This window comes from Staphylococcus sp. HMSC072B07, assembly GCF_001815505.1.
Classification (GTDB): domain Bacteria; phylum Bacillota; class Bacilli; order Staphylococcales; family Staphylococcaceae; genus Staphylococcus; species Staphylococcus simulans.
This window is the reverse complement of record NZ_KV820902.1, coordinates 13,241-36,817: the sequence shown is the minus strand read 5'-3', so window position 1 is coordinate 36,817 and position 23,577 is coordinate 13,241. Positions and strand designations below refer to the sequence as shown.

At 32.7% G+C, this 23,577-nt stretch carries 17 protein-coding genes and 1 pseudogene; 9 read left to right on the top strand and 9 right to left on the bottom strand.

Features of this window, described 5'->3' with window-relative positions; genetic code table 11:
- Positions 1 to 123 precede the first annotated feature (123 nt).
- On the top strand, positions 124 to 1,365 hold the full coding sequence (locus HMPREF3031_RS03705; RefSeq protein WP_070724615.1) for a quaternary amine ABC transporter ATP-binding protein: 1,242 nt from the start codon (positions 124 to 126) through the stop codon (positions 1,363 to 1,365).
- Positions 1,358 to 3,079: an ABC transporter permease/substrate binding protein gene (locus HMPREF3031_RS03700; RefSeq protein WP_070724614.1), complete on the top strand. Its 1,722-nt coding sequence runs from the start codon at positions 1,358 to 1,360 to the stop codon at positions 3,077 to 3,079. Before HMPREF3031_RS03705 ends, HMPREF3031_RS03700 begins: the two co-directional genes overlap by 8 nt.
- A gap of 369 nt (positions 3,080 to 3,448) precedes the next feature.
- Here HMPREF3031_RS03700 and HMPREF3031_RS03695 read toward each other — a convergent pair whose 3' ends face one another.
- Positions 3,449 to 4,663 carry a PDDEXK-like family protein gene (locus HMPREF3031_RS03695; RefSeq protein ID WP_002480266.1) on the bottom strand — a complete coding sequence of 405 codons (1,215 nt, stop codon included), beginning with the start codon at positions 4,661 to 4,663 and terminating at the stop codon, positions 3,449 to 3,451.
- A gap of 334 nt (positions 4,664 to 4,997) precedes the next feature.
- On the opposite strand from HMPREF3031_RS03695, the gene HMPREF3031_RS03690 reads away from it, so the two are divergent.
- The 3 genes from HMPREF3031_RS03690 to HMPREF3031_RS03680 all read left to right on the top strand — a co-directional run bounded on the left by HMPREF3031_RS03690 (position 4,998) and on the right by HMPREF3031_RS03680 (position 8,313).
- A complete protein-coding gene (locus HMPREF3031_RS03690) occupies positions 4,998 to 5,549 on the top strand; it encodes a hypothetical protein (protein WP_002480267.1) in 552 nt (183 codons plus the stop codon).
- A 24-nt stretch (positions 5,550 to 5,573) separates the two neighbouring features.
- Positions 5,574 to 6,146 carry a hypothetical protein gene (locus HMPREF3031_RS13655; protein WP_002480268.1) on the top strand — a complete coding sequence of 191 codons (573 nt, stop codon included), beginning with the start codon at positions 5,574 to 5,576 and terminating at the stop codon, positions 6,144 to 6,146.
- A 166-nt stretch (positions 6,147 to 6,312) separates the two neighbouring features.
- Entirely contained in the window at positions 6,313 to 8,313 is a 2,001-nt protein-coding gene (locus tag HMPREF3031_RS03680; RefSeq protein ID WP_002480269.1) for a CocE/NonD family hydrolase, read from the top strand.
- A gap of 43 nt (positions 8,314 to 8,356) precedes the next feature.
- On the opposite strand, the gene HMPREF3031_RS03675 is transcribed toward HMPREF3031_RS03680, so the two are convergent.
- From HMPREF3031_RS03675 to HMPREF3031_RS03660, 4 genes and pseudogenes are all read right to left on the bottom strand, one after another.
- Positions 8,357 to 9,583: an FAD/NAD(P)-binding oxidoreductase gene (locus HMPREF3031_RS03675; protein ID WP_083317883.1), complete on the bottom strand. Its 1,227-nt coding sequence runs from the start codon at positions 9,581 to 9,583 to the stop codon at positions 8,357 to 8,359.
- A 359-nt stretch (positions 9,584 to 9,942) separates the two neighbouring features.
- The gene (locus HMPREF3031_RS03670) at positions 9,943 to 11,619 is read right to left on the bottom strand and encodes a trypsin-like serine peptidase (RefSeq protein ID WP_002480271.1); all 1,677 of its coding nucleotides are present in this window, start codon (positions 11,617 to 11,619) and stop codon (positions 9,943 to 9,945) included.
- Between the two features lie 319 nt (positions 11,620 to 11,938).
- Positions 11,939 to 12,214: pseudogene (locus HMPREF3031_RS03665) on the bottom strand (MMPL family transporter); the annotation flags it as partial.
- 74 nt (positions 12,215 to 12,288) lie between these two features.
- A complete protein-coding gene (locus HMPREF3031_RS03660) occupies positions 12,289 to 13,440 on the bottom strand; it encodes an AlbA family DNA-binding domain-containing protein (RefSeq protein ID WP_242543446.1) in 1,152 nt (383 codons plus the stop codon).
- Positions 13,441 to 13,936: 496 nt separating this feature from the next.
- Here HMPREF3031_RS03660 and HMPREF3031_RS03655 point away from each other — a divergent pair, with 496 nt between their 5' ends.
- From HMPREF3031_RS03655 to HMPREF3031_RS03640, 4 genes are all read left to right on the top strand, one after another.
- Complete coding sequence (locus tag HMPREF3031_RS03655; protein WP_049369717.1) at positions 13,937 to 15,475, top strand: ATP-dependent nuclease; 1,539 nt, start codon at positions 13,937 to 13,939, stop codon at positions 15,473 to 15,475.
- A gap of 94 nt (positions 15,476 to 15,569) precedes the next feature.
- Positions 15,570 to 17,084 (top strand): class I SAM-dependent DNA methyltransferase, encoded by a 1,515-nt coding sequence (locus tag HMPREF3031_RS03650; RefSeq protein WP_070724612.1) that lies wholly within the window; start codon positions 15,570 to 15,572, stop codon positions 17,082 to 17,084.
- A complete protein-coding gene (locus HMPREF3031_RS03645; RefSeq protein WP_049369714.1) occupies positions 17,074 to 18,342 on the top strand; it encodes a restriction endonuclease subunit S in 1,269 nt (422 codons plus the stop codon). Before HMPREF3031_RS03650 ends, HMPREF3031_RS03645 begins: the two co-directional genes overlap by 11 nt.
- Positions 18,326 to 21,445 (top strand): type I restriction endonuclease subunit R, encoded by a 3,120-nt coding sequence (locus tag HMPREF3031_RS03640; protein WP_070724611.1) that lies wholly within the window; start codon positions 18,326 to 18,328, stop codon positions 21,443 to 21,445. Before HMPREF3031_RS03645 ends, HMPREF3031_RS03640 begins: the two co-directional genes overlap by 17 nt.
- A gap of 53 nt (positions 21,446 to 21,498) precedes the next feature.
- On the opposite strand, the gene HMPREF3031_RS03635 is transcribed toward HMPREF3031_RS03640, so the two are convergent.
- From HMPREF3031_RS03635 to HMPREF3031_RS03620, 4 genes are all read right to left on the bottom strand, one after another.
- Complete coding sequence (locus tag HMPREF3031_RS03635) at positions 21,499 to 22,314, bottom strand: DUF6994 family protein (protein ID WP_049369710.1); 816 nt, start codon at positions 22,312 to 22,314, stop codon at positions 21,499 to 21,501.
- A gap of 184 nt (positions 22,315 to 22,498) precedes the next feature.
- Positions 22,499 to 22,720, bottom strand: coding sequence for a hypothetical protein (locus HMPREF3031_RS03630; RefSeq protein WP_049369708.1), 222 nt, complete (start codon positions 22,718 to 22,720; stop codon positions 22,499 to 22,501).
- A 14-nt stretch (positions 22,721 to 22,734) separates the two neighbouring features.
- Positions 22,735 to 23,238 (bottom strand): DUF1643 domain-containing protein, encoded by a 504-nt coding sequence (locus HMPREF3031_RS03625; RefSeq protein ID WP_049369707.1) that lies wholly within the window; start codon positions 23,236 to 23,238, stop codon positions 22,735 to 22,737.
- A 15-nt stretch (positions 23,239 to 23,253) separates the two neighbouring features.
- Entirely contained in the window at positions 23,254 to 23,565 is a 312-nt protein-coding gene (locus HMPREF3031_RS03620; RefSeq protein ID WP_049369705.1) for a DUF960 family protein, read from the bottom strand.
- Positions 23,566 to 23,577: the final 12 nt, after the last annotated feature.

Sequence of the window (23,577 nt, the reverse complement as noted above, 5' to 3'; positions counted from 1 at the left end):
CAAAAAAATGCAAGTATATTATTGTTTATTTTTATTTATTTGTACCACTAAGAAAGTTGTTTCATCTAATTAATATGATAACATTAAATAAGAAAATGATTTTTAAAATGGAGGAGATTAACTTTGAGCAGAGTTCGTGTAAGGAACTTGACCAAAGTCTTTGGCAGAAATAGCCAAAAGGCACTTAAAATGGTTAAAAACGGAGATTCCAAGCAAGAAATTTTGGAAAAAACAGGAGCGACCGTTGGTGTATACGATGCAAGCTTTGATGTAGAGGACGGAGAAATATTTGTGATTATGGGACTCTCCGGTAGTGGTAAGTCTACATTAGTCCGCTTGATTAATCGTTTGATTGAACCTACTTCAGGAAGCGTGTACATAAATGAAGATGATGTATCAAAGATGTCTAAAAATGAGTTGCGCGAAGTACGTCGAACTAAAGTTAATATGGTTTTCCAAAATTTTGGTTTATTCCCAAAACGTACTGTATTAGAAAATGCAGAATATGGATTAGAAATACGTGGTGTAGAAAAAGAAGCACGCCGTAAACAAGCTGAAAAAGCTCTAGAAGATACTGGATTACTTTCATTTAAAGATCAATATCCTAATCAACTTTCTGGCGGAATGCAGCAACGTGTAGGTCTAGCACGCGCACTCGCAAATGATTCTGAAATTTTATTAATGGATGAAGCCTTCTCAGCACTTGATCCTCTTATCCGTCGAGATATGCAAAATGATTTACTCGAACTACAACGAAAAGTAAAGAAAATTATTATCTTTATTACCCATGATTTGAATGAAGCTTTACGCATTGGTGACCGTATTGCTTTAATGCGCGATGGAAAAATTATGCAAATTGGTACGGGCGAAGAAATTTTAACGAATCCTGCTAATGATTTCGTTAAAGAATTTACGGAAGATGTTGACCGTTCTAAAGTACTGACTGCAGAAAATATTATGGAACCACCACTTACGATTAATGTCGAAACAGAAGGCCCTAACGTAGCCATGCAACGTATGCGTCAAGAAGAAGTCAGCATGCTGCTAGCCATTGATCGTAACCGTAAACTAAAAGGTAGTATCTCTGCTGAAAGTGCATTAGAAGCCAGAGAGAAAGGTCTATCTTTAAAGGATGTTACGAATGATAACGTTCAAAAAATTAATAAAGACATGTTCGTTAGCGATATTTTCAATATTATTTATAACTCCCCTGCACCGCTTGCAGTAGTAAGTAAAGAGAATGAACGTGTGATTGGTGTCGTGGTCAGAGGTAGTGTTATTGGGGCAATGAGCACTAAAAATATCACTGTGGGAACAGATACTTCTTCTGATTCTGAGAAAGAAGAGGTGAATGCAGATGCTTAACTTTTCAATGAAACAATTACCTTTTGCAGAATGGATTGACGCTATCGTAGATTGGCTGACTGATCATCTGTCAGGTTTATTTACAATATTAAGGATTGCTGGAGAAGCAGTGATGAACTTCATGACTATGATTCTAACAGCTATTCCTCCTTTTGTTATGATGGCTATCTTAGTCATCGCAGCTTTCTTTGTATTCAAACGTAAGTGGGGCTTTGCCGCATTCACTTTAGTCGGCTTACTGTTTATTTATAACCAAGATATGTGGACCGATTTAATGAACACAATCACTTTGGTCATTATTTCCAGTTTAGTCGCTGTTATTATCGGAGTACCTTTAGGTATCCTGATGTCTAAAAGTGATACAGTAGAAAAAATTATCAAACCTATATTAGACCTTATGCAGACAATGCCTGGGTTTGTATACCTCATCCCTGCTGTCGCATTCTTTGGTATCGGTATGGTACCAGGGGTTTTCGCATCTGTTATCTTCGCATTGCCACCAACGGTCAGAATGACGAACTTAGGGATTCGTTCTATCTCTACAGAGTTAGTGGAAACATCTAATTCATTCGGTTCTACTGCTTGGCAAAGATTATTTAAACTTGATTTACCTATGGCAAAAGAAAACATATTCGCAGGTATTAACCAAACGATTATGTTAACACTTTCTATGGTAGTTATTGCTTCTATGATTGGGACACCTGGACTTGGGCAAGGTGTTTTAGCTGCTGTACAACGTTCAGAAGTCGGTAACGGTTTTGTGTTCGGTATTGGAATTGTAGTCCTTGCTATTATTATCGACCGCTTCACTCAAGCTTTAAATCGTCCTAAAAACACTAGAATGAGTAACAAGAAAAAATGGATTATCACAGGCATTATTGCACTTATTGCTTTAATTGTTATTTTGCTTTCTATTTTCTTCTCACCAACTAAATCTTCAAACAAAGGTACAATCACGTTAGCTTATGCGCAACAAGATGATCAAATTGTTTCAACAAACGTGATGAAACAAGTGCTAGAAGAAGAAGGTTACACAGTTAATACAACATCTTTAGATATCCCTGTGGTTTGGGAAGCTGTAGCTAAAGGAGAAGCGGATGCTATGACTGGACCATGGCTTCCTGTCACACATGAAGCACAATATAAAGAATTCAAAGACGATTTAGATGACTTAGGGCCACATATTGACGGTAAAGCTAAGCTTGGACTTGTCGTTCCTTCATACATGGATGTAGACTCTATAGAAGATTTAGACAATCAAGCTAAGAAAAAAATAACAGGTATAGAACCAGGTGCCGGGATTGTTAAGGCCACAGACAAAACAATCAAATCATACCCTAACTTAAAAGGTTGGGAACAAGTCATCTCTTCTACAGGTGCAATGAACGCACAATTAAAACGAGCTGTTCAAAATAAAGATGAAATCGTGATTACAGGTTGGAGTCCATACTGGATTTTCCAACGTTACGACTTAAAATATCTAGATGATCCAAAAGGAACTATGGGTAGAGCTGAAAGCATCCATACGATGACACGTAAAGGATTAAAAAAAGATATGCCAGAAGCCTATAAAATCCTAGACAATTTCAAATGGGATGTAAAAGATATGGAATCTATTATGTTAGAAATTGAAGATGGTAAAGATCCAGAAAAAGCAACAAGCGAATGGATTGAAAACAATCGAGATAAAGTAGACAAATGGAAAGAGAAATAAGATTGTATAGTCATAAACTTTAAAGCTATACACATAATAAAACTCTGCAGCATCACTGACTTAACCAGTGTACTGCAGAGTTTTTTCTTTCAAAATATCAATATCTCAAAAAATAATAAATACCAAATGCTACAAGATAAATAACTAAGAATATCACAAAGTTCAACACTATCTTTACAGGCCATGATTTTGAGCCAAAACATTGATTAGTTATTGTAGAGCTAATCAACGTTGCGAAGAATACGGTAATACCTATAAAGATTATTAGTGAAATGTCTTCCATATACAGAGAACACCTTTCTTGTTTCCCTTAATAATTATCCTAATTTAACTTTAACATAATATAAGAAGATAATATTATGATGGTTTTCAAACATTATCGACTGTGGCTTTCTCATTATTCATATAGCCTTCTATTAACTTCTCTTCTAATTTATTTAAATCGCTCTTAAGAAACTTATCGAACGCTTGTTTAACTTTTTCTAGCACTTCTTCATGACTCATTACGCCTTCATTAGAATGTGTATAAAAATTCTTAGAGTAAATTGTGTGATGTTTACGTGTTAATTTTTTTCTGAAGACTTTAAATACCTTACTATGTTGAAGTGCAATATTAAGCATATCTGTCCTTACTTCATTTTCTCCTGGACCAATCAATAAAGTAACCCCTGTGAAATGACTATTATTCTTAATCTCAAACAGAAGGATTCTACCACTATCAGTCCAAGGGATTTCAGTATTATTTTTAGGCATAATACGTTCTAAATTTTTAGTTGTAAATCTGATATAACCTTTGCTACTTTGATCTAAGATTAAGTTTTCATGTTCAGGTATATATGTCTGCAACATTTTAGAGATTTCACTTAATGTATCTGGTTTATATTCATAGATTAAATCCAATGCTCTCTTATGTTTGGCATAAATCTCACCACAAATTTTTTCTAATGCTTCGTCTCCCACGATATGCCTCCTTAAAATATCAATATACTGTTCAATAAAATCTACTGCTTGTGGATGCATCATTGCTTTTTTATTCACCATAGTTTCATCGATACATTCAATGATTTGGTTATAAGAGATATTGGACCATACCTCAACATTACTAGCTTCTTCACCATGCGGTGTTAAGAATATAAATAATTTCTCATAACCGCTATAGGATTGTTCCACCTTATCTTGATACTTCTTCAATTGATGCTTAGATTCTTTACTCCGTATCTTGTTTTCAATCACAATAAGCGTTTGATTTTGTTCTGACACGACTAATAAATCAATGTTATTCCACTCTCGTAACACTTTCGCATCGTCAAAGTCATTTAATAATAACTTAAAGATTGTTTGTTGATCTTTTTTGGATTCTGAGCATTCAATATAAGCTCGAATTAAACTTTTAATAAAGGCATCATCAAGCCCATGAATCTCATTTGGATTCAATAACCAAGCCAACATATTACTGTGACGTATTTCGGTGTTCACAACACCAAGTATTTCAAACAAATTAAACTGGTTGGAATACTTTTCAATTTCTTTTAAAGAATCAATGTCTTTCAGAAATTCCATTAATGCTTGTTCATCATTATTCATTCAGCTGCTCCTTGATGTTTTCTTTATCTATATTTAAAGCTTCCTTTAGTTAGCTATGCCATTTATAAGCACAACTTCTAATTTATTCATTTATTATATCATCAATACTTTCAATTTAAGTATCGCTTTTCCTAAGTTATTTAAGCGGATTTATCCACTTATTTCCATACATCTTAATAAAGAGAAACATCTACTTTATTAGTTATTTCAATTTAGCAACTCTAACTTTATTACATAAAACTAAAAGGTTCTCTATTTATTAAAAAAGTTCTATGAAAGGTTTGTTAAATAGATTATTCTATTAATAACAACGTTAAAGATGGGAGATAGTGTATTGAAAAAGATTTTTGTTAGTTTAGGAATTATAGCACTTGTAGCTGCATTAGGCATTGCGATTGTCTTTGCGTATGGCAGTTATAAAGATTTGGAACTGAAAAAAGAAGAAACTAAAATAGCTGAAGAAAAAGAGAAAAAAGCAAAAGAGAAACAAAAGAAAAAAGAACAAGAAGACGACGAAAATAACACTGAAGCAGTGAATAGTGAAGAAAGTAATACACGAGAAGCATATGACCAAACACAAAACGATACTACCGCTTCCCAAGCACCTCAAGCACCTGTAAAAGAAACTCAACCTGCGCAAGATCAAAACAATGATAGCCAAGCATCTTCTAAAAACACATCAGACAGCTCTTACGACGCAGATGCTGAGTATGCAAAACAAAAAGAAATGTATGAAAAAGCTGCCAGAGGAGAAATTCCTGAGCCAGGTGCACAACTTTCTGGTGATAATTCAAAATTAATGGAACGTGATCCAAGCACACTGACAAATGATGAACTTAACCAACGACAAAGAAGATTAGAAGCTATGGAAGCTGAAGGACAATAAAGTCATTAAGGAGAACTCTAACAAATGAATAAGATTTTAGTAATTTTATCCGTCGTATTAGTACTTGGAATCATAGGTGCTGTGGGTTTCTTTGGATACAATAAATATCAAGAAGTCGAATTAGAGAAAAAGAAATTAGAAGCACAATTAAAAGAAGACGAAGAAAATGAGGATAGCGTAAATGCTGAATCAGAAACTGAGTCTAATAATACTGAGAACATAGGTCAGTCAGGTGAAACAACAAGTAATCAACAAGAAGTACAAGCTACTGACGGAAGTGAAACTGTTAAAATTAGTGGCGGTTCAGGTAGTGGTACTGCTAATAAAGAAGAATTCTCTGATTTACAAGTGAACAGAGATAATGTCTTCGATTATCTAATCGCTGCCATTAATCAAAGTGAAGGCGGAGACGCTTCAAAAATTAAGTTTCAACAACCAGAACTAATTATGCAAGATGGCGGAATGTGGAAAATTCCTGCGAATAATAAATCAGGACATGGCTCTTATACTTTCATAGTTAATCAAAATGGTACAGTAGAATTTTGGGATGGCATGATGAATGATAAGTTCGATGAAATACATGTGACTTTACCTTAATAAACGAGGATTGAGTGTGATTGCTCAATCCTTTTTTATTTTACCTTCCTTTATTACAACTAATGCATAAGTTTGACGTTATAAACTCTATGACTGAGAATAGATATGATTCAAAAGTGATAAAGAGATTGTTTTAAATGGCTAAAATAAGGAGGATTCATAATAAATGGGCGTTTTTGATGTAGATTATAATAAGATTAACATTTTGAAAGATATGCCTTATAAGGTCGAAATCACACATCATACATGGATTACCATGTCAGATGGCACAAAACTTTCAGCTAAAATTTGGTCACCTGTTATGGAAGGTGTGAATAAAGGAACGGTATTAGAATATTTACCATACAGAAAAGATGATTTCACTGCTTTAAGAGATGAAATTAGGCATAAATACTTCGCAGGACATGGTTATACTGCAATCAGAGTAGATATTAGAGGGACTGGAGATTCAGAAGGTATCATTGAGGATGAGTATCCAAAAATCGAACAAGATGATGGTGTAGAAGTCATTGAATGGATTGCGAAACAACCTTGGTCTAATGGTTCTGTCGCGATGATTGGTAAATCATGGGGCGGTTTCAATGGTTTGCAGATTGCCGCAAGACAACCCGAAGCCTTAAAGACTATCATCACATTATGTTCGACAGATGACAGGTACGCAGATGATGTTCATTATCGCGGCGGCACAATGATGGCTTCAGACATGTTGTGGTGGGCGTCTACGATGTTTGCGTATAATGCTCGTCCTCCATTCCCTAAATTTGTCGGTGATAGATGGTATGATATGTGGCTAGATAGATTAGAAAATACACCGCCATTTGTAGAAAAATGGGTAGAACATCAAACAAGAGACAGTTACTGGAAACATGGTTCAGTCAATGAGAATTACTCTGATATTCAAATTCCAGTTCTTACAATGAGCGGTTGGGCAGATGCATATCCAAACGCTGTCTTTCGTTTAATGAATAACTTAAATGTACCTAAAAAGGCCATTGTCGGTCCTTGGGCACACGAGTTCCCTGATCTTGCGATACCTGGCCCTCAAATAGGTTATCTTCAAGAAGTATTAGAATGGTTAGATAAATGGATGGGCTCAACTAAAGATACAACACATCAAGATGAATTCTTAGTATATCTTCAAGATTCAGTAGAACCTCAAACCTCTTATTCATACCGTGATGGTAAATGGTTAGATTTACTACAAGAACAAGTGAATCATCAAGATATCTTACATGATTTAGAAGGCTCAGTCAGATTATTAAACCGCCAACATCACGGCCTTTATTCAGGCGTCTTTTGTCCATTTGGTCAAGAAGGCGATCTACCGGATGATCAAACAATTGATAATGCTTTGGCTACAACAGTACTACTTAATCATCTCGATAACGATATCAATATCATTGGCATGCCTATCGCAAAATTACGTGTGAAATCAGATAAACCACAAGCCAATATTCATGTCAGATTGTCAGATGTACATCCTAACGGTAAGAAGACTTTAATTACAAGAGGACAGTTCAACATCAATCATCATAAGAGTCATGAGTTCCCTGAAGCCTTACCTATTGATGAATATGTAGATGTTGAGTTCCCATTAGATGTAATCGGTTATCATTTACCGAAAGGACATCAACTAGAAGTTTCAATGGCACCAACATATTGGCCTCAAGTTTGGCCTTCTGCAGAAATTGCAAACTTAGATGTTGATTTAACAAACTCAAAAATCGAAGTGCCTTATGTGAATGACTTCAAAGCAGTTACTTTAAATTATCCACATTCAGAAACAGCCGAACCACTAGAAAAAGAAGTTATCAGAGAAGGCAGCAGAACAAGAAATATTATTAAAGCATTAACAGAAGACAAGTGGGTGTTAGCCGATTACTCAGATGAGGGCTTAAGAAACCTACCACATTTAAACATTACGTATGGTACAGAAAACTATAATGACTTTGTGATTGTAGAAGATGATCCATTATCTGCTTATGTTAAATGTACATGGGATGTCATTGTTAAAGATGATGATATCGATACAAGAGTTGAAACAATCAGTGAGATGTGGTGTGATGAAACATACTTCTATCTCTACAATAAAGTCATTGCTTATAACAACGATGAACACTGCTTTGAAAAAGAATGGCACAAAAAGTATAAACGTAACTTTGTATAAAGTTAAGAGGGTGAGACAAGACGTCCCACCCTCTTTTTCTGGTTTAATATAAAAGGTTCGACATGAACTTTTCACAACTGCTTACATTAAGCCTTTTAACATACCAGTACATTCTTGGTAGTATATCTTTCTTCAAGATATACATACTTCTACGTTCTTTGGCTTGGTTAAATGGCATCGTTTCTCTTGGTTTTTTATTATAATCAAACTCAGCTAACATCATCGTATTATAACTTGTCACGATTGGACATGATGTATAACCATCATAATGATGTGTCAGCATTTCTTGATTCATCACTTGTAGTAAGTTATTCACAACAACTGGTGCTTGTTTTCTAATTGCGGCACCTGTTTTAGATGTTGGTGAGTTAGAAGCGTCACCTAACGAGAAGACATTGTTGTACGTCTTGTGCTGCATTGTCGTAGGGTCAATATCTACCCAGCCTTCATCATCTGCTAGTGCACTGTTTTTAACGACATCTAAAGGTCCCATGGGCGGTGTGACATGTAACATCTCATAATCTAATGTTTTAGTCTCACCTGTTTGTAAGTTTTCAAAAGTTGCTTTTCTTTGTTCGCCATCAATTGCGATTAAGTGGTGTTGATAATCTACATTAATGCCTCTTTCTTCAACAATACGTTCTAAAGGCTTTTTATATTTATCCACTTCGAACATCGCAGGTTTTGCGGTCTCAAAGATAACATTCGCTTGATTGCGCATATTATGTTTTCTGAAGTAATCCTCAGCTAAAAACATAATTTTCATAGGTGCCCCACCACATTTAACCGCTGTATTCGGATGGGTGAATATCGCATTTCCGCCTTTAAAATTAGACAATTGATTCCATGTTTCTTTCGCATATTGTGGTGCATAGTTAGAGCACACACCATTTTTGCCGATATTTTCTTTAAGTCCTTTCACATCAGACCAATTCACTTGTAAGCCTGGACATACCACTAAATAGTCATAACTGACTCGTTTCTCATTATCTAGTTGGATGCGATTCTCTTTTGGATTAAATTGCTGAACAGCTTGTTTAATCCAATCAACACCCTTAGGAAGTACTTGTTTCATACTTTTACGTGTGGATTCTAATTTTGATGCCCCTGCGCCTACTAACGTCCATAAAGGTTGATAATAATGATCTGACGCAGGATCAACAATTGCGATTTGTCCTTTTAAATCTTTTCTCTGTCTTAAAAGTCGCGCTGCCACTGTGATACCAGCTGTACCACCACCTATAATGACCACTTTATAATGTTGAGCCATCTTTACCACGTTCCTTTATTTTATGATTGATGACTGTTCTAGATTATCTTCTCAAAAATACCTCTAGGGGTATATTAAAAGATACATCGATATAAGTCAAATGCCCCTAAGGGTATTTATTTGTATATCAATGATGTATAAATAATAGTTCCATTTAATCCCCTTAAAAATAATCCTATTATATATTTTACCCTCACAGTTACACGAAACACTTAATAGACCCCGTATTTTTCATAAATTCTTTGTTTATAGTAAAAACTACATAACTGGCATCATTAAAAATAAAAAAACGACTATTCATTATTAAAACAATCGCTAATATTGTCTAATAAGTGAATAGCCATTTATGACAAACCTATTTATTTAATGTTCTTGATAACTTCCTGACGTAGTTTACCTCTTAATTCTGCCATCGTATTAAGGTTATATTTTTGATATTCTCCAGAAGCAATTCTGAAAGCATGTACACCTAATACTTCATTTTTACTGTTTAATACTGCCCCACCTGAAGAGCCAGGTTCAGCCATCATCTGATAATAACCAATAGGATTCACATTACGTGCCATCATAGAGTATTTACCAGTTGAATGATACATCGTACCCATTGGATCATTTTTAAATTTTCCAGCTGGTAAACCATAATGATACATATGGATAGGTGTATTCGCTTTGATTTTCGTAATTGAGGCTTCTGGTGCGATTTTACGTACGGTCATATATTGAGATAAATCTTCTTTCGTATACAACAAAGCAACGTCTCCATATTGAAGCATCTTAACACCTGTAACGGTAACAGTACGCGCTACTTTCGAACCTTCTCGCAATAAATCTATTCTCAAGTTTTGTACTTTTGAAGGTGTCATCGGTTTACGTGCTTGTGAATCGTTGACCACATGATTCGCAGTTAGAATTGTGTGTTTTCCAATTGCGGCACCTGTGCCATAAGTCAATTTCTTAGTCGTTGGATTGTAGTTAAATATCGTCGCAATATTAGCTGCTTTAGCTGTTGTATGATTAATCGTTACCCCTTTATTACCAGAGGCTTTCATAATTTTTAATGCATCATTAATACCTGAGGCATAGGTAGTCTGCCCGAAGTCTCGAACATTCTCACTACCAGGTATCCCTTTTGGCCAAAGTTTTGGTGCTTGGTTATAATAATTGCTTACCGGAGCTTTCGGCTTAGGCGCAACCTTCGGTACTGGCTTTGGAGCTGCTTTAGGTTTCGTTGTGACTACTACTGTTTTCTTTTTAACAGGTGCTTTCTTTACTGTTGTAGATAACAATTGAACTTTTTTCTTTGGCACTGCTGATGCTTTCTTCTTAGAAACAACCGGTGTCTTCTTCTTACTTACTGTTTTTGTTTTTGTTTTTATTTTTGCTTTTGACTTCGCTTTCACTACTTTAGATTTTAACACCACTTTAGATTTCTTAGTTACAGGTGCTTTTTTAGCAACTTTTTTAACAGCTGGTTTAGTTTTTTTAGCTGAGCTTGATAAATGTTGTGGTTTAATCCCTTTCGGACTCGTAAAAGTTGTTTTAGCCTTTGGTTGTTTAACGTTTGAAGATACTGCTTTTATTGGTTTAACTGGTTGCGTTTTAACTGGAGCTGCTTTTTTAATACTTTTAACTGGTGGCAATACTTTAGTATTCTGTTTTGTGATCACATTAGATGTTTTTTGAAGTGGTTTATTAGGTACAATCGGAGGTGTTTGTACCGCTTCAGTTGATACAACTTGAGGTTGTTTTAACTCTGTCTGTTGCTTTGACATTACTGGAGAATGTGTAGCTTCAACGCTATTTTGTGTAGAAAGTTGTGGCTCATTCTGTGAGTGGTTTGTAACCTGTTCTTCGCTTCCTATAGCCGCTTCTTTATCAGTTGTAACAGCTGATCTCTGATCAACTTGTCTCTCGACCTCTTGGTTCGTTTCTGATGCATATGCGCTATTATTTTGAAGCACTAATACGCAACCTATCAACATTAGAATTAATAAAAAACTGTATACATATTTACCCATTGAGAATCCTTGATTCATAAGACCTCATCCCCTTATTTCTATCTATGAAATGGGCACACCCTTATTCCTCATAAGCATATCCTTTTTAACTAGGTATAGCAATATATTTTTAAAGTTTTAATTGACTATTTTTAGTAGTTAAAATAAGTCAGCGATATCGGATATAATTAAAAAATTCGATTGAGAAATAACCGTTAGGTTATCTCGTCAACCGAATTTATGAGGTTTCTATTCATTATTATGAAATAGTAATTGAGTCATTATTTTATTTATAACGTCACTGCTTTGTCTCATGTCCTTTTTGATCTACCACGTAGTCTTGACGTGGCATCATTGATTCTAAGGCATGTTCTTCTATATCTACTTTTGGAAGGATACGTTTCAACCATTTTGGTAAGTACCATGATGCTTTACCAAAGAGTACTGTAAGTGCTGGAATAATCTTTAATCTAACAACAAATTCATCAAACAATACACCAAACGCTAACGCAATACCCATTGTTTTAATCATGACATCTTCTTGCATTACGAATGCCATAAATACACTGAACATAATAAGTGCAGCTGCGATGATAACTGGACCACTTTCTTTAATACCTGCTTTGATTGAATGCAAAACTTAAACTTGGGCATATATAACTACCTCCTAAATTATGATATATTTACCATCATTAAATAGGATTTCAATTAAAGTTTTCTATATTTTTCAAGTTCATTTTTCAAAATTATCATTGTTTTAATTTTGGTAATGATATCATCCTTCTCCATATCATCTAAATGATAAATAGAATGAACTTTTTTAGTATTGTTTTTAATACTTTGTTTAATCCAATAAAAGTTATCTTTTACATAGTCTTCAAACCATTCCCGTTCTTTTTCAGTTTCGAAAATTAAAATACATTCTAAAAACTTATCTCTGGCACTGGTTTGTTCCATTACTTCTCTATCATACATAAAAAAATGAAGATTGTACAAAATGCTCCCTTTAATAAAATATCGGTAATCAAGAGTATCATATGGAGTACAATTTGAACTGATTGCACCAAATTCTGGTACAGGTGTTAGATATTGACCTGAATCTAATGCTATACACTGTGAACCAAAAAGAACAGTACTATTATATCTGCACTCATAATATGTATAAACTGAATTGTTGCTTGTTTGCAAATATGCATAAAATGGAGGAATTAATTTTTCATAGTTTTGTTCTTCTTCAATAACACTGTTAGAGCAGACTATATACTCTGGTGAGTTATTATAAAAATAACCTTCATTATTATCTATCCATTCATCAGGTAATAAAAGATATTTTTTCAATTTTTCTATTGGTGACGGATACAAACCAAAATGAATTTTCCATAATAATTCAGTATCTAAAGGGTTAGCTGTTTTATCAATATCTGTATTCTTATCTCCTGTGCGTGTATAAATACTCCCAGCATTTATAATTCTTTTTTTCCCGTTGTTATCCTCATAAGATTTACTTAAATAATACGGGGCATAACCTTTTGGATTAATTATAATTACATCAATTTCTTTATCGCAATAGGTAATAGTTAAAAGCTTGATATGAGGATATCGCTCTCCTGCAAATTCTTTTCCTCTAATAAACGATATGAGTTGTTCTTGGTTTCGTCTATTAGGATCATCTTTTACTCCCTTTACATATCCATTATCTGCAATACCAATAATCAAATATGCTTCTCGATTTTCTAAATTATTAGATAAACATATAATATCATGTAAAAGATTAACTGTGTTACTCGTATATGATGCTTTAAAATCCCAATACTCTCCTTCTCTATTACTTTGTATTAAATTCAAAATCTCTTTTTCCAACAATAATATTCTCCTTACTTTATTGAGTCTCAAATTCTTGTTTACAAGAACGTTAGTTCTTATTCGTTAACACTTACTCTAAAATATATATTTAAGTAAAAAATTAAGAAAAGGTATTGAAGGTGTATTGTTACGTAACAAAGGAAACACTTAGTTTTGAGATGACTTCTAAATAAAACCAATAATTATTATTAAAAGTTAACTTTTAATAATAAGCTTGTTTTCATCACTTATGATAAGCTTCTCCCTATCAATGATTTTGCTAAAAATATTTTACTTAAGTTTTTAACTAATCATTGTACTATAGTTCCTCTTAATTAAAATGACTTTTTCCCCTTTATAATAGTTATTTTTTCAATGATTTTATAATTTATGAACTTCAAAACTTGCTTATTAATGTTCAATTAGATTTATTCATGTTCTGTTATACTAAATAATATACAAAATTTTATTAATCTATAATTAATTATGGAAGAAATGGAGTCATAAAAAACATATGAATTCGCTAAAAACAATAGAAATTTATAATTATAAATCTATAAAACATTTGGAACTAAACTTAAATAGAAATTTAAATATAATAGTGGGATCAAATAATTCGGGTAAATCAAATATAATTAGTGCAATATTTGAATCATTAGATGTTAAAAACTTTGATACAGCTCTCCAAAGTATAAGTAGATTAGAAAATTTTGAAAGAAAATTACCTAAAACCATACTTTCAACAAGTAATAAACAAATTATTACTCTTAATAACAAAAATAGACATTCTATTGAATATGAAGATAATAATACTAATACAATATATAATGAAAGCGCAAAAAAAGCTGTAAATAAACAAATTAAAATAGCTAAAGTAGATAATAACACATCTCTTGATCAATCAATAATAGAGATAGTTCAATTTTTTGATGACTTAGATAATAATGAAGTTGCAATTTTATTATCTAATATAAATAGAGATTTATTAGCTATAAGTAAGGACTACTATTCTCTTTTAATTTTTAATAATGAATTATATGTTGCAGATTGCTATGGCGATACAGCACCAATTAATGAAAAAAGTAATGGCGTAAAAAAATTAATAATAATGTCGTATTATATTAATAAATACAATGTAAAAAATAATAAAATGCCAGATATTATTCTCTTTGACGAGCCAGAAGTTCATTTACATATAGAAGCCCAAAGATATTTATATAAAAAGATTCAAGAAGTATTTAAAAATTCACAAATAATTATCAGTACCCACTCGACAGCTTTTATAAATGAAACTGATATAAATAATATTCTTCTAATCGAAAGAGATGTTTTACAAGGAACATATATCGATTACAATAAAAAAGATAAAGTCAAACTATTGGAAATAAATCAAATCATGGGTATAAATTTATTAGATACTTTAAGAATAAACATTAATTCGACTGTAGTGATGGTAGAAGGTAAAACCGATAAAATTGTTCATCAATACATCTATCACAGGTTATTTCCTAAAAAGAGCTTAACATTCATTGAAACAGAAGGAGCTAATAAAATTTCAGATTTTATTACTGTGTATAAAGAGGTATTTCCTAATCCACCATTAGGAGTTCTAGACTATGATAAAAAAGGATTGGAAATGGCAAAAAAAATTCAAAATAATTTTAATAGTGATTATAATAATAGGATAATTTTAAATAATAATAAATCTATCAAAGAGTCAAATTTGGATGAAAAAATCGAAGATGAATACACAATACAACTTGAAGATTTATTTGAGAAAGAATTTATTACTGAGTGTATCACTGAATTGCTAATTGAAGATGAAATTTTAGATACCTTAAAAGAAGATTTGGAAAGTTACCAGAATTTCAAGTCTTTCGAAAATGTAATTGAGAAGAAAAATATTATGAAAAAAGACTCTAAATATCATATTAATAAATATGTATTAAATCTTTTGATTATTAGAAAATTAAAAGAACTAGATGAACCAAATTTTCAAAAAACAACGTCTAAGTTCCAAGAAATATATATTACTTTAAACAAAAGAAAATAATACTTAGATTAATGTTATTATATTTAAAAATACAGGCATATAATTATTTAAATTTTGATATATTTAAATTAAAAATATTTAAGAGGTGTTATTAATGGCCACTATAGGTTTTGAAGAAAAATTATGGCAAGCTGCCGATAAATTAAGAGGAAGCATGGATGCTGCTGAATATAAAAATGTAGCATTAGGTTTAATATTTTTAAAATATGTATCGGATTCTTTTGAAGAAAAGTATGAAGAATTGAAGCAAGATCCTTATGCTGATGAAGAGGATCAAGATGAATATTTAGCAGAAAATATTTTCTGGGTGCCAAAAGAAGCAAGATGGCAATATATTAATGATAATGCGAAAAAACCAGAAATAGGACAAATTATTGATAAAGCCATGATTGCAATTGAAAATGAAAATGAATCACTCAAAGGTGTGTTACCAAAAGAATATGCGCGTCCTGCGTTAGATAAAGAAAAATTAGGCGATATTATTGATTTATTTACATTTAAAGTTGGCGACACAGAGAGTCGTAAACAAGATGTATTAGGTCGAGTGTATGAGTACTTTATTGCTAAGTTTGCAAGTGCAGAAGGTAAAAATGCCGGAGAGTTCTATACTCCATCATCAATTGTAAAGTTATTAGTTGAGATGATTGAACCTTATAAAGGACGCATTTACGATCCATGTTGTGGTTCAGGGGGCATGTTTGTACAAAGTGAACGCTTCGTTGAGAAACATCAAGGTCGATTAGACGATATTGCGATTTACGGACAAGAATCTAACCCTACGACTTGGAAATTAGCAAAAATGAACTTAGCTATCCGTGGTATTGATAATGACTTAGGTGAACGAAATGCTGATACATTCCATAACGATTTACATAAAGGATTAAAAGCAGATTACATATTAGCCAATCCTCCTTTTAATGCAAGTGATTGGGGACAAGAACGATTACTTGATGATTATCGTTGGCAATTTGGAGTACCTCCAAAAGACAATGCCAACTACGCATGGATTGAACATATGATTTCAAAATTAGCACCTAACGGGACAGCAGGGTTTGTATTAGCTAATGGATCAATGTCTACAAGTGGAAAAGACGAATTAGAAATTCGTAAAAATTTGATTGAACAAGATTTAGTGGAATGTATTGTTACTTTACCTGGACAACTCTTTTATTCAACACAAATACCTGTATGTCTTTGGTTCATTAGTAATAATAAAGGTCAAAATGGTAAAAAAGAACGTAAAAATGAAATTTTATTTATTGATGCTCGTGAAATCGGTCATATGGTATCTAGAACATTAAAAGAATTTTCAGATGAGGCTATTCAAAAAATAGCACGAACGTATCATGCGTGGAGAGGTACAAACGATAAACCTTATGAAGATATAGCTGGTTTTTGTAAAGTAGCTAATTTAGAAGAAGTTAAGAATAATGAATACATTTTAACACCCGGACGATATGTTGGTTTAGCTGACGTTGAAGAAGATGAAGAACCTTTTGAACAAAAAATGGAACGTATTACTTCTGAATTAAGTGAACAATTCGCAAAATCAAAAGAACTTGAAGACCAAATCCGTAAATCATTGGAGGGATTAGGTTATGGAGTTTAAACGATATAGAATAGAAGAAATTGGAACTGTAGTAGGTGGCGGAACGCCATCGACTAAAAATCCTAATTACTATGGAGGAAATATTCCGTGGATTACTCCTAAGGATTTAGCTAACTATGAAAAGAGATATATTCAATATGGTGAAAGAAACATAACTGATGAGGGTTTAAAACATTCGAGTGCTAAATTAGTTCCTGCAAATACTATTTTAATGACTTCAAGAGCACCTATTGGATATTTAGCAATAGCAGCTAATGAAGTTTCAACTAATCAAGGTTTTAAAAGTATAATATGTGATAAAAAAGTAGTTTCTCCTAAATTTTTATATTATTTACTTCAATACGAAATGGAAAACATTAAGTCTTTAGGCACTGGTTCTACTTTTAGTGAGATTTCTGGAAAAGTAGTCAAAAATATTGAAGTAAATCTTCCCAATATTGAAAACCAAAAAAAAATAGAAGATATTTTAGATGCAGTAGATGAAAAAATTGAAACTAATCAGCATATAATAGCAAACCTAGAGGAACTATCACAAACATTGTTTAAACGTTGGTTTGTAGATTTTGAATTCCCAGATAAAGATGGTAATCCTTATAAATCTAGTGGTGGAGAAATAAACGATACGAATAATCTACCTCCAAATTGGAAATATCAATCTGCCAAACATATATATACTATTAACATTGGAAAGACGCCACCAAGAAAATTGACCGAACTTTTTAATACAAAAAACGGAATTGATTGGGTATCTATTTCTGACATGAAAGCAAATGGTCCTTTTATTAATATAACTAAAGAGAACTTATCTGAGTCAGCAGTTAAGGAATATAGAGTAAAACTTGTTCCTAAAAATTCAGTGCTACTAAGTTTTAAATTAACCATTGGCAGAGTGAAAATAACTAACAAAGAATTAGCGACTAACGAAGCAATTGCTCATTTTGTGACTAATACAATTAATTCTATATATACTTATTTGTATTTAAAGAACTTTAATTTTGAATCATTAGGTAATACTTCATCAATAGCTAATGCAATTAACTCCAAAATAGTTAAAGAAATGCCTATTTTAGTCCCTACCAGTGAAATTTTAGAGAAATTCAAAGAAATAATAACGCCTATTTTCGAAAAGATTGAACTCCAACAAAAGGAAAATATTCTTTTAACACAACTTAGAGATACACTCCTTCCTAAACTTATGTCTGGTGAAATAGAAATACCTGATGATATTGAGGTGAATAGTGATGAACTTTCAATTTAATGAAGATGATTTAGAACAAGTCGCATTAGAATGGCTACAATCACTAGGCTATGACTATAAAAAAGGTAATGAAATGAGTATTACAGGTCTATCGCCAGAACGTAGAAATGATAAAGATGTTGTCCTTCACGAACGATTAGAAAAGTCATTAAAAAATATTAATTCTGACGTTCATCCTCGTTTTATCGAAAAAGCGATACATGAGTTAACATTAGAGAAGTCGCCTAACCTTGTAGAAAATAACCTTACCTTTCATGAAAATTTGATTAATGGTATTGAAATCGAAGACTATGATGATGAAGGACAATCGATTGTAGAAATTGTTAAAATCGTTGACTTTGAACATCCACAAAACAATGATTTTTTAGCTGTTAATCAATTGACTGTTGTTAATGGAGACTATACCAAACGTCCCGATATTGTCCTCTTTATCAATGGCTTGCCTATCGTTGTGATTGAACTTAAAAATTCAACGAATGAAACCGTGGGCGTCGAAGACGGTTATCATCAATTAGAAACGTATAAGATGCGTATTCCACAATTATTTACGTTTAACGAAGTGCTGATTACAAGTGATGGTATTAATACAAAAGTTGGTTCACTAACTGCGAACTATGATCGTTTTATGACTTGGCGTTCTAAAGATGGAGAAACTGAATCATCCTCAAGTTTAGCTAGTTTAGATGTGCTGATTCATGGGATGTTAAATCCTGAAACACTACTTGATTTAATTCGATATTTTGTTTTATTTCAAGATGATGAAAAAGGACATATCAGTAAAATTCTAGCAGCGTATCATCAATATTATGCCGTTAATAAAGCCGTTGACAGAGTTTTATTAGCTTCATCTGAGCAAGGTGATGGTAAAGGCGGCGTTATTTGGCATACCCAAGGGTCTGGTAAAAGTTTGACCATGGTCTTTTTCTCTGGAAAATTAATTCAAATGCTTAATAATCCAACCTTAGTCGTTGTAACAGATCGTAATGATTTAGATAACCAACTGTACAGTACATTTGTTAAATCAAAAGGACGGTCTGGTAAAGGATTATTAAGACAAACGCCAAAACAAGCTGAAACACGTAAAGAATTAAAATCGTTATTATCTGTTGAGTCGGGCGGTATTGTATTTACAACGATGCAAAAATTTGAACCTGAACAAAATGAAACGACCTTGGCTGCCCTAACAGAACGTAAAAATGTGATTGTTATGGCAGATGAAGCGCATCGTACACAATATGGTTTTAATGCAAAATACGATGATAAAGGGGAAGGCATTAAATATGGTTATGCGAAGTATTTAAGAGATGCTTTAGCGAATGCGACGTTTGTAGGATTTACGGGCACGCCCGTAGCTTCAACGGATAAAAATACGCAAATGGTCTTTGGGAACTATATCGATGTTTATGATATGACACAAGCCGTAGCTGATGGAAGTACAGTTAAAATTTACTATGAAAGTCGCGTAATCCCATTAAATTTACCTCAAAATTTAGACTTAGACGAAGCATATAATAACATTACAGAAGATCAAGAAGAGGATGTAAAACAGCATTTAAAATCAAAATGGTCACGAATTGAAGCCTTAGCAGGCGCAAAACCTCGTGTAGAAGCCTTAGCCAAAGACATTATCCAACATTTTGAAACACGCCAGCAAGCGATGAAAGGTAAAGGAATGATCGTAACGATGAGTCGTCGAATTGCTGTTGATTTATACGATGAAATCATTCGTCTAAAACCGGAATGGCATTCGGATGATGATGATAAAGGTGTTATTAAAGTAGTAATGACAGGCTCATCTAGTGATCCTGCTTCTTTCCAAAGACATATTGGTCCTAAAAAACGTCGTAATTTATTAGAAAAACGTATGAAAGATGTGAATGATGAATTACAACTCGTGATTGTTCGAGATATGTGGCTGACAGGGTTTGATGTTCCTTCTATGCATACCATGTATATTGATAAACCAATGAAAGGGCATAATTTAATGCAAGCAATTGCTCGAGTTAATCGAGTGTTTAAAGATAAGCCAGGTGGATTGATTGTCGATTATGTGGGTATTGCCGAAAGTTTGAAAGAGGCACTTAAAGAATATACAGAATCTGATCAAGCACAAACAGCGATAGATACAGATAAAGCGGTTGAATTGATGTTATTGAAGTATGATGTGATTCAAGATATGTTATATAATCTTGATTATTCTAAATTTAATTCAGAGAAAAAATCTGAACGTTATTATACAATATCGAATACGATGGATTATGTAATTGGTTTAGGTGAAGATGAACGTCAACGTTTTATTAAAACGGTCACAGAGTTAGGTAAAGCCTTTGCTCTTTGTGCGACTGAACCTACAGCTCAAGAACTCAATGATGAAATTGCCTTCTTTAAAGCGGTTAAAGCAGGACTTGTTAAATTATTACAACCATCAAAAGAAGGAAAAACACGTAAAACATCTGCAGAAGTTGAAGCAGAGATTAATCAATTGGTGTCACAATCTGTTGTGACAGAAGATGTGATTGATGTTTATCAAACGCTAGGTCTTGAGCAACCCGACTTATCAATCCTATCTGATGACTTTTTAAAAGATGTCGAAGGATTGAAACAGAAAAATGTGGCGGTAGAATTATTAAATCGATTACTCAAAGGACAAGTCAAATCATTAATGAAAACGAATGCGACGGTATCTAAACGTTTCTCTGAAATGTTAGGAAATTCGATTAATAAATATAATAGCCGTTCCATTGAAACATCAAAAGTGATTGAAGAACTCATTCAACTCGCTAAAGATATTAAACAAGAACAACAACGAGGAAATGAATTAGGTCTAAATTCGGATGAGATTGCGTTTTACGATGCTTTAGTTTCACATGAAACAGCAAAAAAAGCGATGGAAGATAAAGAACTACGTGCGATTGCTCATGAGCTAACTAAAACAGTGAAAGAAAACATGGGTGTTGATTGGTCTAAACGTGATAGCGCAAAAGCTAAAATGCGCGTAGCTGTGAGACGATTGCTTAAAAAATATGGCTATCCACCAGATTTACAAAAAATGGCTGTAGAGCAGGTTGTAGAGCAAGCAGAACTTATGGCGAGTAATCAATAAAAAATAAACTAAAAGAGCATCCCTCACCGTAAAGTGAAGGATGCTCTATTTACTTATAAATAATAATCATACATTAATTCCGAATAAGTGTCAGATAAATTTTCACCGTGATACTTAATATAATCAATGATATTAGTAATATAATTGTCTTCAATTTTTATTTTTTGAGGGATTGCTTCTAAACAATAGTCTGAAGAATTTCTATATGGTTTAGAAAGGTCAATCACATCATACGAGGATAGATCTTCTGAATTTGAATAAACAAAATAGTTTAATTTCATTTGGTCTATAAATCGATTGAAAGATCCAAAGGACAGAAGCCAATCTCGAGTATTTTTTTGTTCATAAGCTTTCTGTAATCTTAAATTAGTTTCATGATTATAAAAAGATTTGATATCAAAAAGTGTGTAATCAATTCTATCTTTTAGTAAGTTACCTCTAAGTTGATTAATAGAATTTTTTTGAACTGGAAAAGCTAAGTGTCCCATTCTACTGCCTCTAATAAGTGCTAAATCCTTTAGCCATATTTCTTCTCCTTTATGATATTGAAAGAGTGTCTTCCAACCAATGATAGCATCAAGACTACATTTATGATTATTAATACTAAGATAATAGGGCTTATTTATATATTGAGTTTCTTGCATTTCATTATAGAAATCTTGCATTTCGGCTACAAGTGCTTTATCTACAGCATCAGGATCTATATATATAACATTAATTAGAGATTTAAGTTTACTTAAAGAATTATCTTTTTTTAATTTATTATTACGCTTATAATACTTCGCTTCTTCTTTCAAAGTCGTCCAAAAATCACTAGCATATAAAGACTTTATTAAATTAATGTTATTTTCATATACATATCTTTTCATCAATTAACCTCTACTTATGAAATTTTATTTTATTGTATCATTCTAATTGAGTAATAACTTCAACTAATGATAATAAATTAATCAGTTTTAATAAACGGATTAAAGATAAACAAAAAAATAAATAGATAGCATCCTTCACCGTTAAGTGAAAGATGCTCTAGTTTTATTGTAAGTAGTATGATATTCATTTTGATAGGTATTGGTTAATAATCATCTGTAAATCATTGTTAAGCACCGTTGTTATAGAGTCATCATTCATAAAATCATCATAGATTTTATCAAGAATTTCTTCATCTTCAATTGCTGCGAAATGATATACTAGTCCTTTTACGATAGATATATAATTTTGTGATGCTAAACAATTAGCAACTGTTCGCCAATCTGATTGTTTTGATTCATGGTTCATAGATAATCCTCCTTTTATTTTAATGTCCATTTTTGACGTGCTTTAGGATTGAGTGGATGCATAATTTCATTTGTTGCTGGGTTTATGAGCTTTTTGACTTTCTTTTTATGAGGTTTTAACATTTCCATCACTTGCTCAACACGTTCGACGACAACAGGCCGCTTCGCGTAGGCACCATAAGCAAGAATCACTGTGTCACTTTCACTTATCGCTTTCATCAAGTGAATATCAGTGTGCTCATCATATGGATTTTTGATGTGTTTAAGATTTTCTGGACTTTTAATATTAGAGAATAGATTTACAAGATATACAGCGCCATATTGTTTAGAATTAGCTAATTGGTTGAGGATAAGAACAGTTGTGAGATCGAGTGATAATACACCATCTAAATGAGGGTACATCGTTATCACTGTACAAGCTGGTTTCTTTTCATCCCATGTTTTCTTGAGTAAGTAGCGGTGTTGTTCATCGTCACTGAAGATAGCTTCAGTTTCTATAATACTTGTAATTGCGTTCATGCTCGTCTCTCCTTTTTAGTATTCTTCTGGTAAAAGCATCACATAATAAAAAACGTCTACATCATCTTCTCGGATGACATAGACTTTCTTAGGTAATGCATTTTGATTTTTTACATAGTTTGTATAGTGATATTCCAATTTATATGCGGGTTGTTCTTGTTCATGTGTGATTGAGAGTATATTCTCATCTTCTTGCAGTCTAAAAATGTGTAGGTAATCTGTATGAGGTTGATTATCTCTTTCTTTTACCATATTCCAAAGTAAGATTTGAAGGTCTAGAGATAGGTGTTCACTAATGCCTCTTGTGATGTATCGATTGATGTTCATACTATTTTCCTC

What these genes read in the sequence shown, in the direction of transcription:
- HMPREF3031_RS03700 (WP_070724614.1), top strand. Translation starts at nt 1,358, where the DNA reads ATGCTTAACTTTTCAATGAAACAATTACCTTTTGCAGAATGGATTGAC.
- HMPREF3031_RS03695 (WP_002480266.1), bottom strand. Translation starts at nt 4,663, where the DNA reads ATGAATAATGATGAACAAGCATTAATGGAATTTCTGAAAGACATTGAT.
- HMPREF3031_RS13655 (WP_002480268.1), top strand. Translation starts at nt 5,574, where the DNA reads ATGAATAAGATTTTAGTAATTTTATCCGTCGTATTAGTACTTGGAATC.
- HMPREF3031_RS03680 (WP_002480269.1), top strand. Translation starts at nt 6,313, where the DNA reads ATGGGCGTTTTTGATGTAGATTATAATAAGATTAACATTTTGAAAGAT.
- HMPREF3031_RS03675 (WP_083317883.1), bottom strand. Translation starts at nt 9,583, where the DNA reads ATGGCTCAACATTATAAAGTGGTCATTATAGGTGGTGGTACAGCTGGT.
- HMPREF3031_RS03670 (WP_002480271.1), bottom strand. Translation starts at nt 11,619, where the DNA reads ATGAATCAAGGATTCTCAATGGGTAAATATGTATACAGTTTTTTATTA.
- HMPREF3031_RS03655 (WP_049369717.1), top strand. Translation starts at nt 13,937, where the DNA reads ATGAATTCGCTAAAAACAATAGAAATTTATAATTATAAATCTATAAAA.
- HMPREF3031_RS03650 (WP_070724612.1), top strand. Translation starts at nt 15,570, where the DNA reads ATGGCCACTATAGGTTTTGAAGAAAAATTATGGCAAGCTGCCGATAAA.
- HMPREF3031_RS03645 (WP_049369714.1), top strand. Translation starts at nt 17,074, where the DNA reads ATGGAGTTTAAACGATATAGAATAGAAGAAATTGGAACTGTAGTAGGT.
- HMPREF3031_RS03640 (WP_070724611.1), top strand. Translation starts at nt 18,326, where the DNA reads ATGAACTTTCAATTTAATGAAGATGATTTAGAACAAGTCGCATTAGAA.
- HMPREF3031_RS03635 (WP_049369710.1), bottom strand. Translation starts at nt 22,314, where the DNA reads ATGAAAAGATATGTATATGAAAATAACATTAATTTAATAAAGTCTTTA.
- HMPREF3031_RS03630 (WP_049369708.1), bottom strand. Translation starts at nt 22,720, where the DNA reads ATGAACCATGAATCAAAACAATCAGATTGGCGAACAGTTGCTAATTGT.
- HMPREF3031_RS03625 (WP_049369707.1), bottom strand. Translation starts at nt 23,238, where the DNA reads ATGAACGCAATTACAAGTATTATAGAAACTGAAGCTATCTTCAGTGAC.
- HMPREF3031_RS03620 (WP_049369705.1), bottom strand. Translation starts at nt 23,565, where the DNA reads ATGAACATCAATCGATACATCACAAGAGGCATTAGTGAACACCTATCT.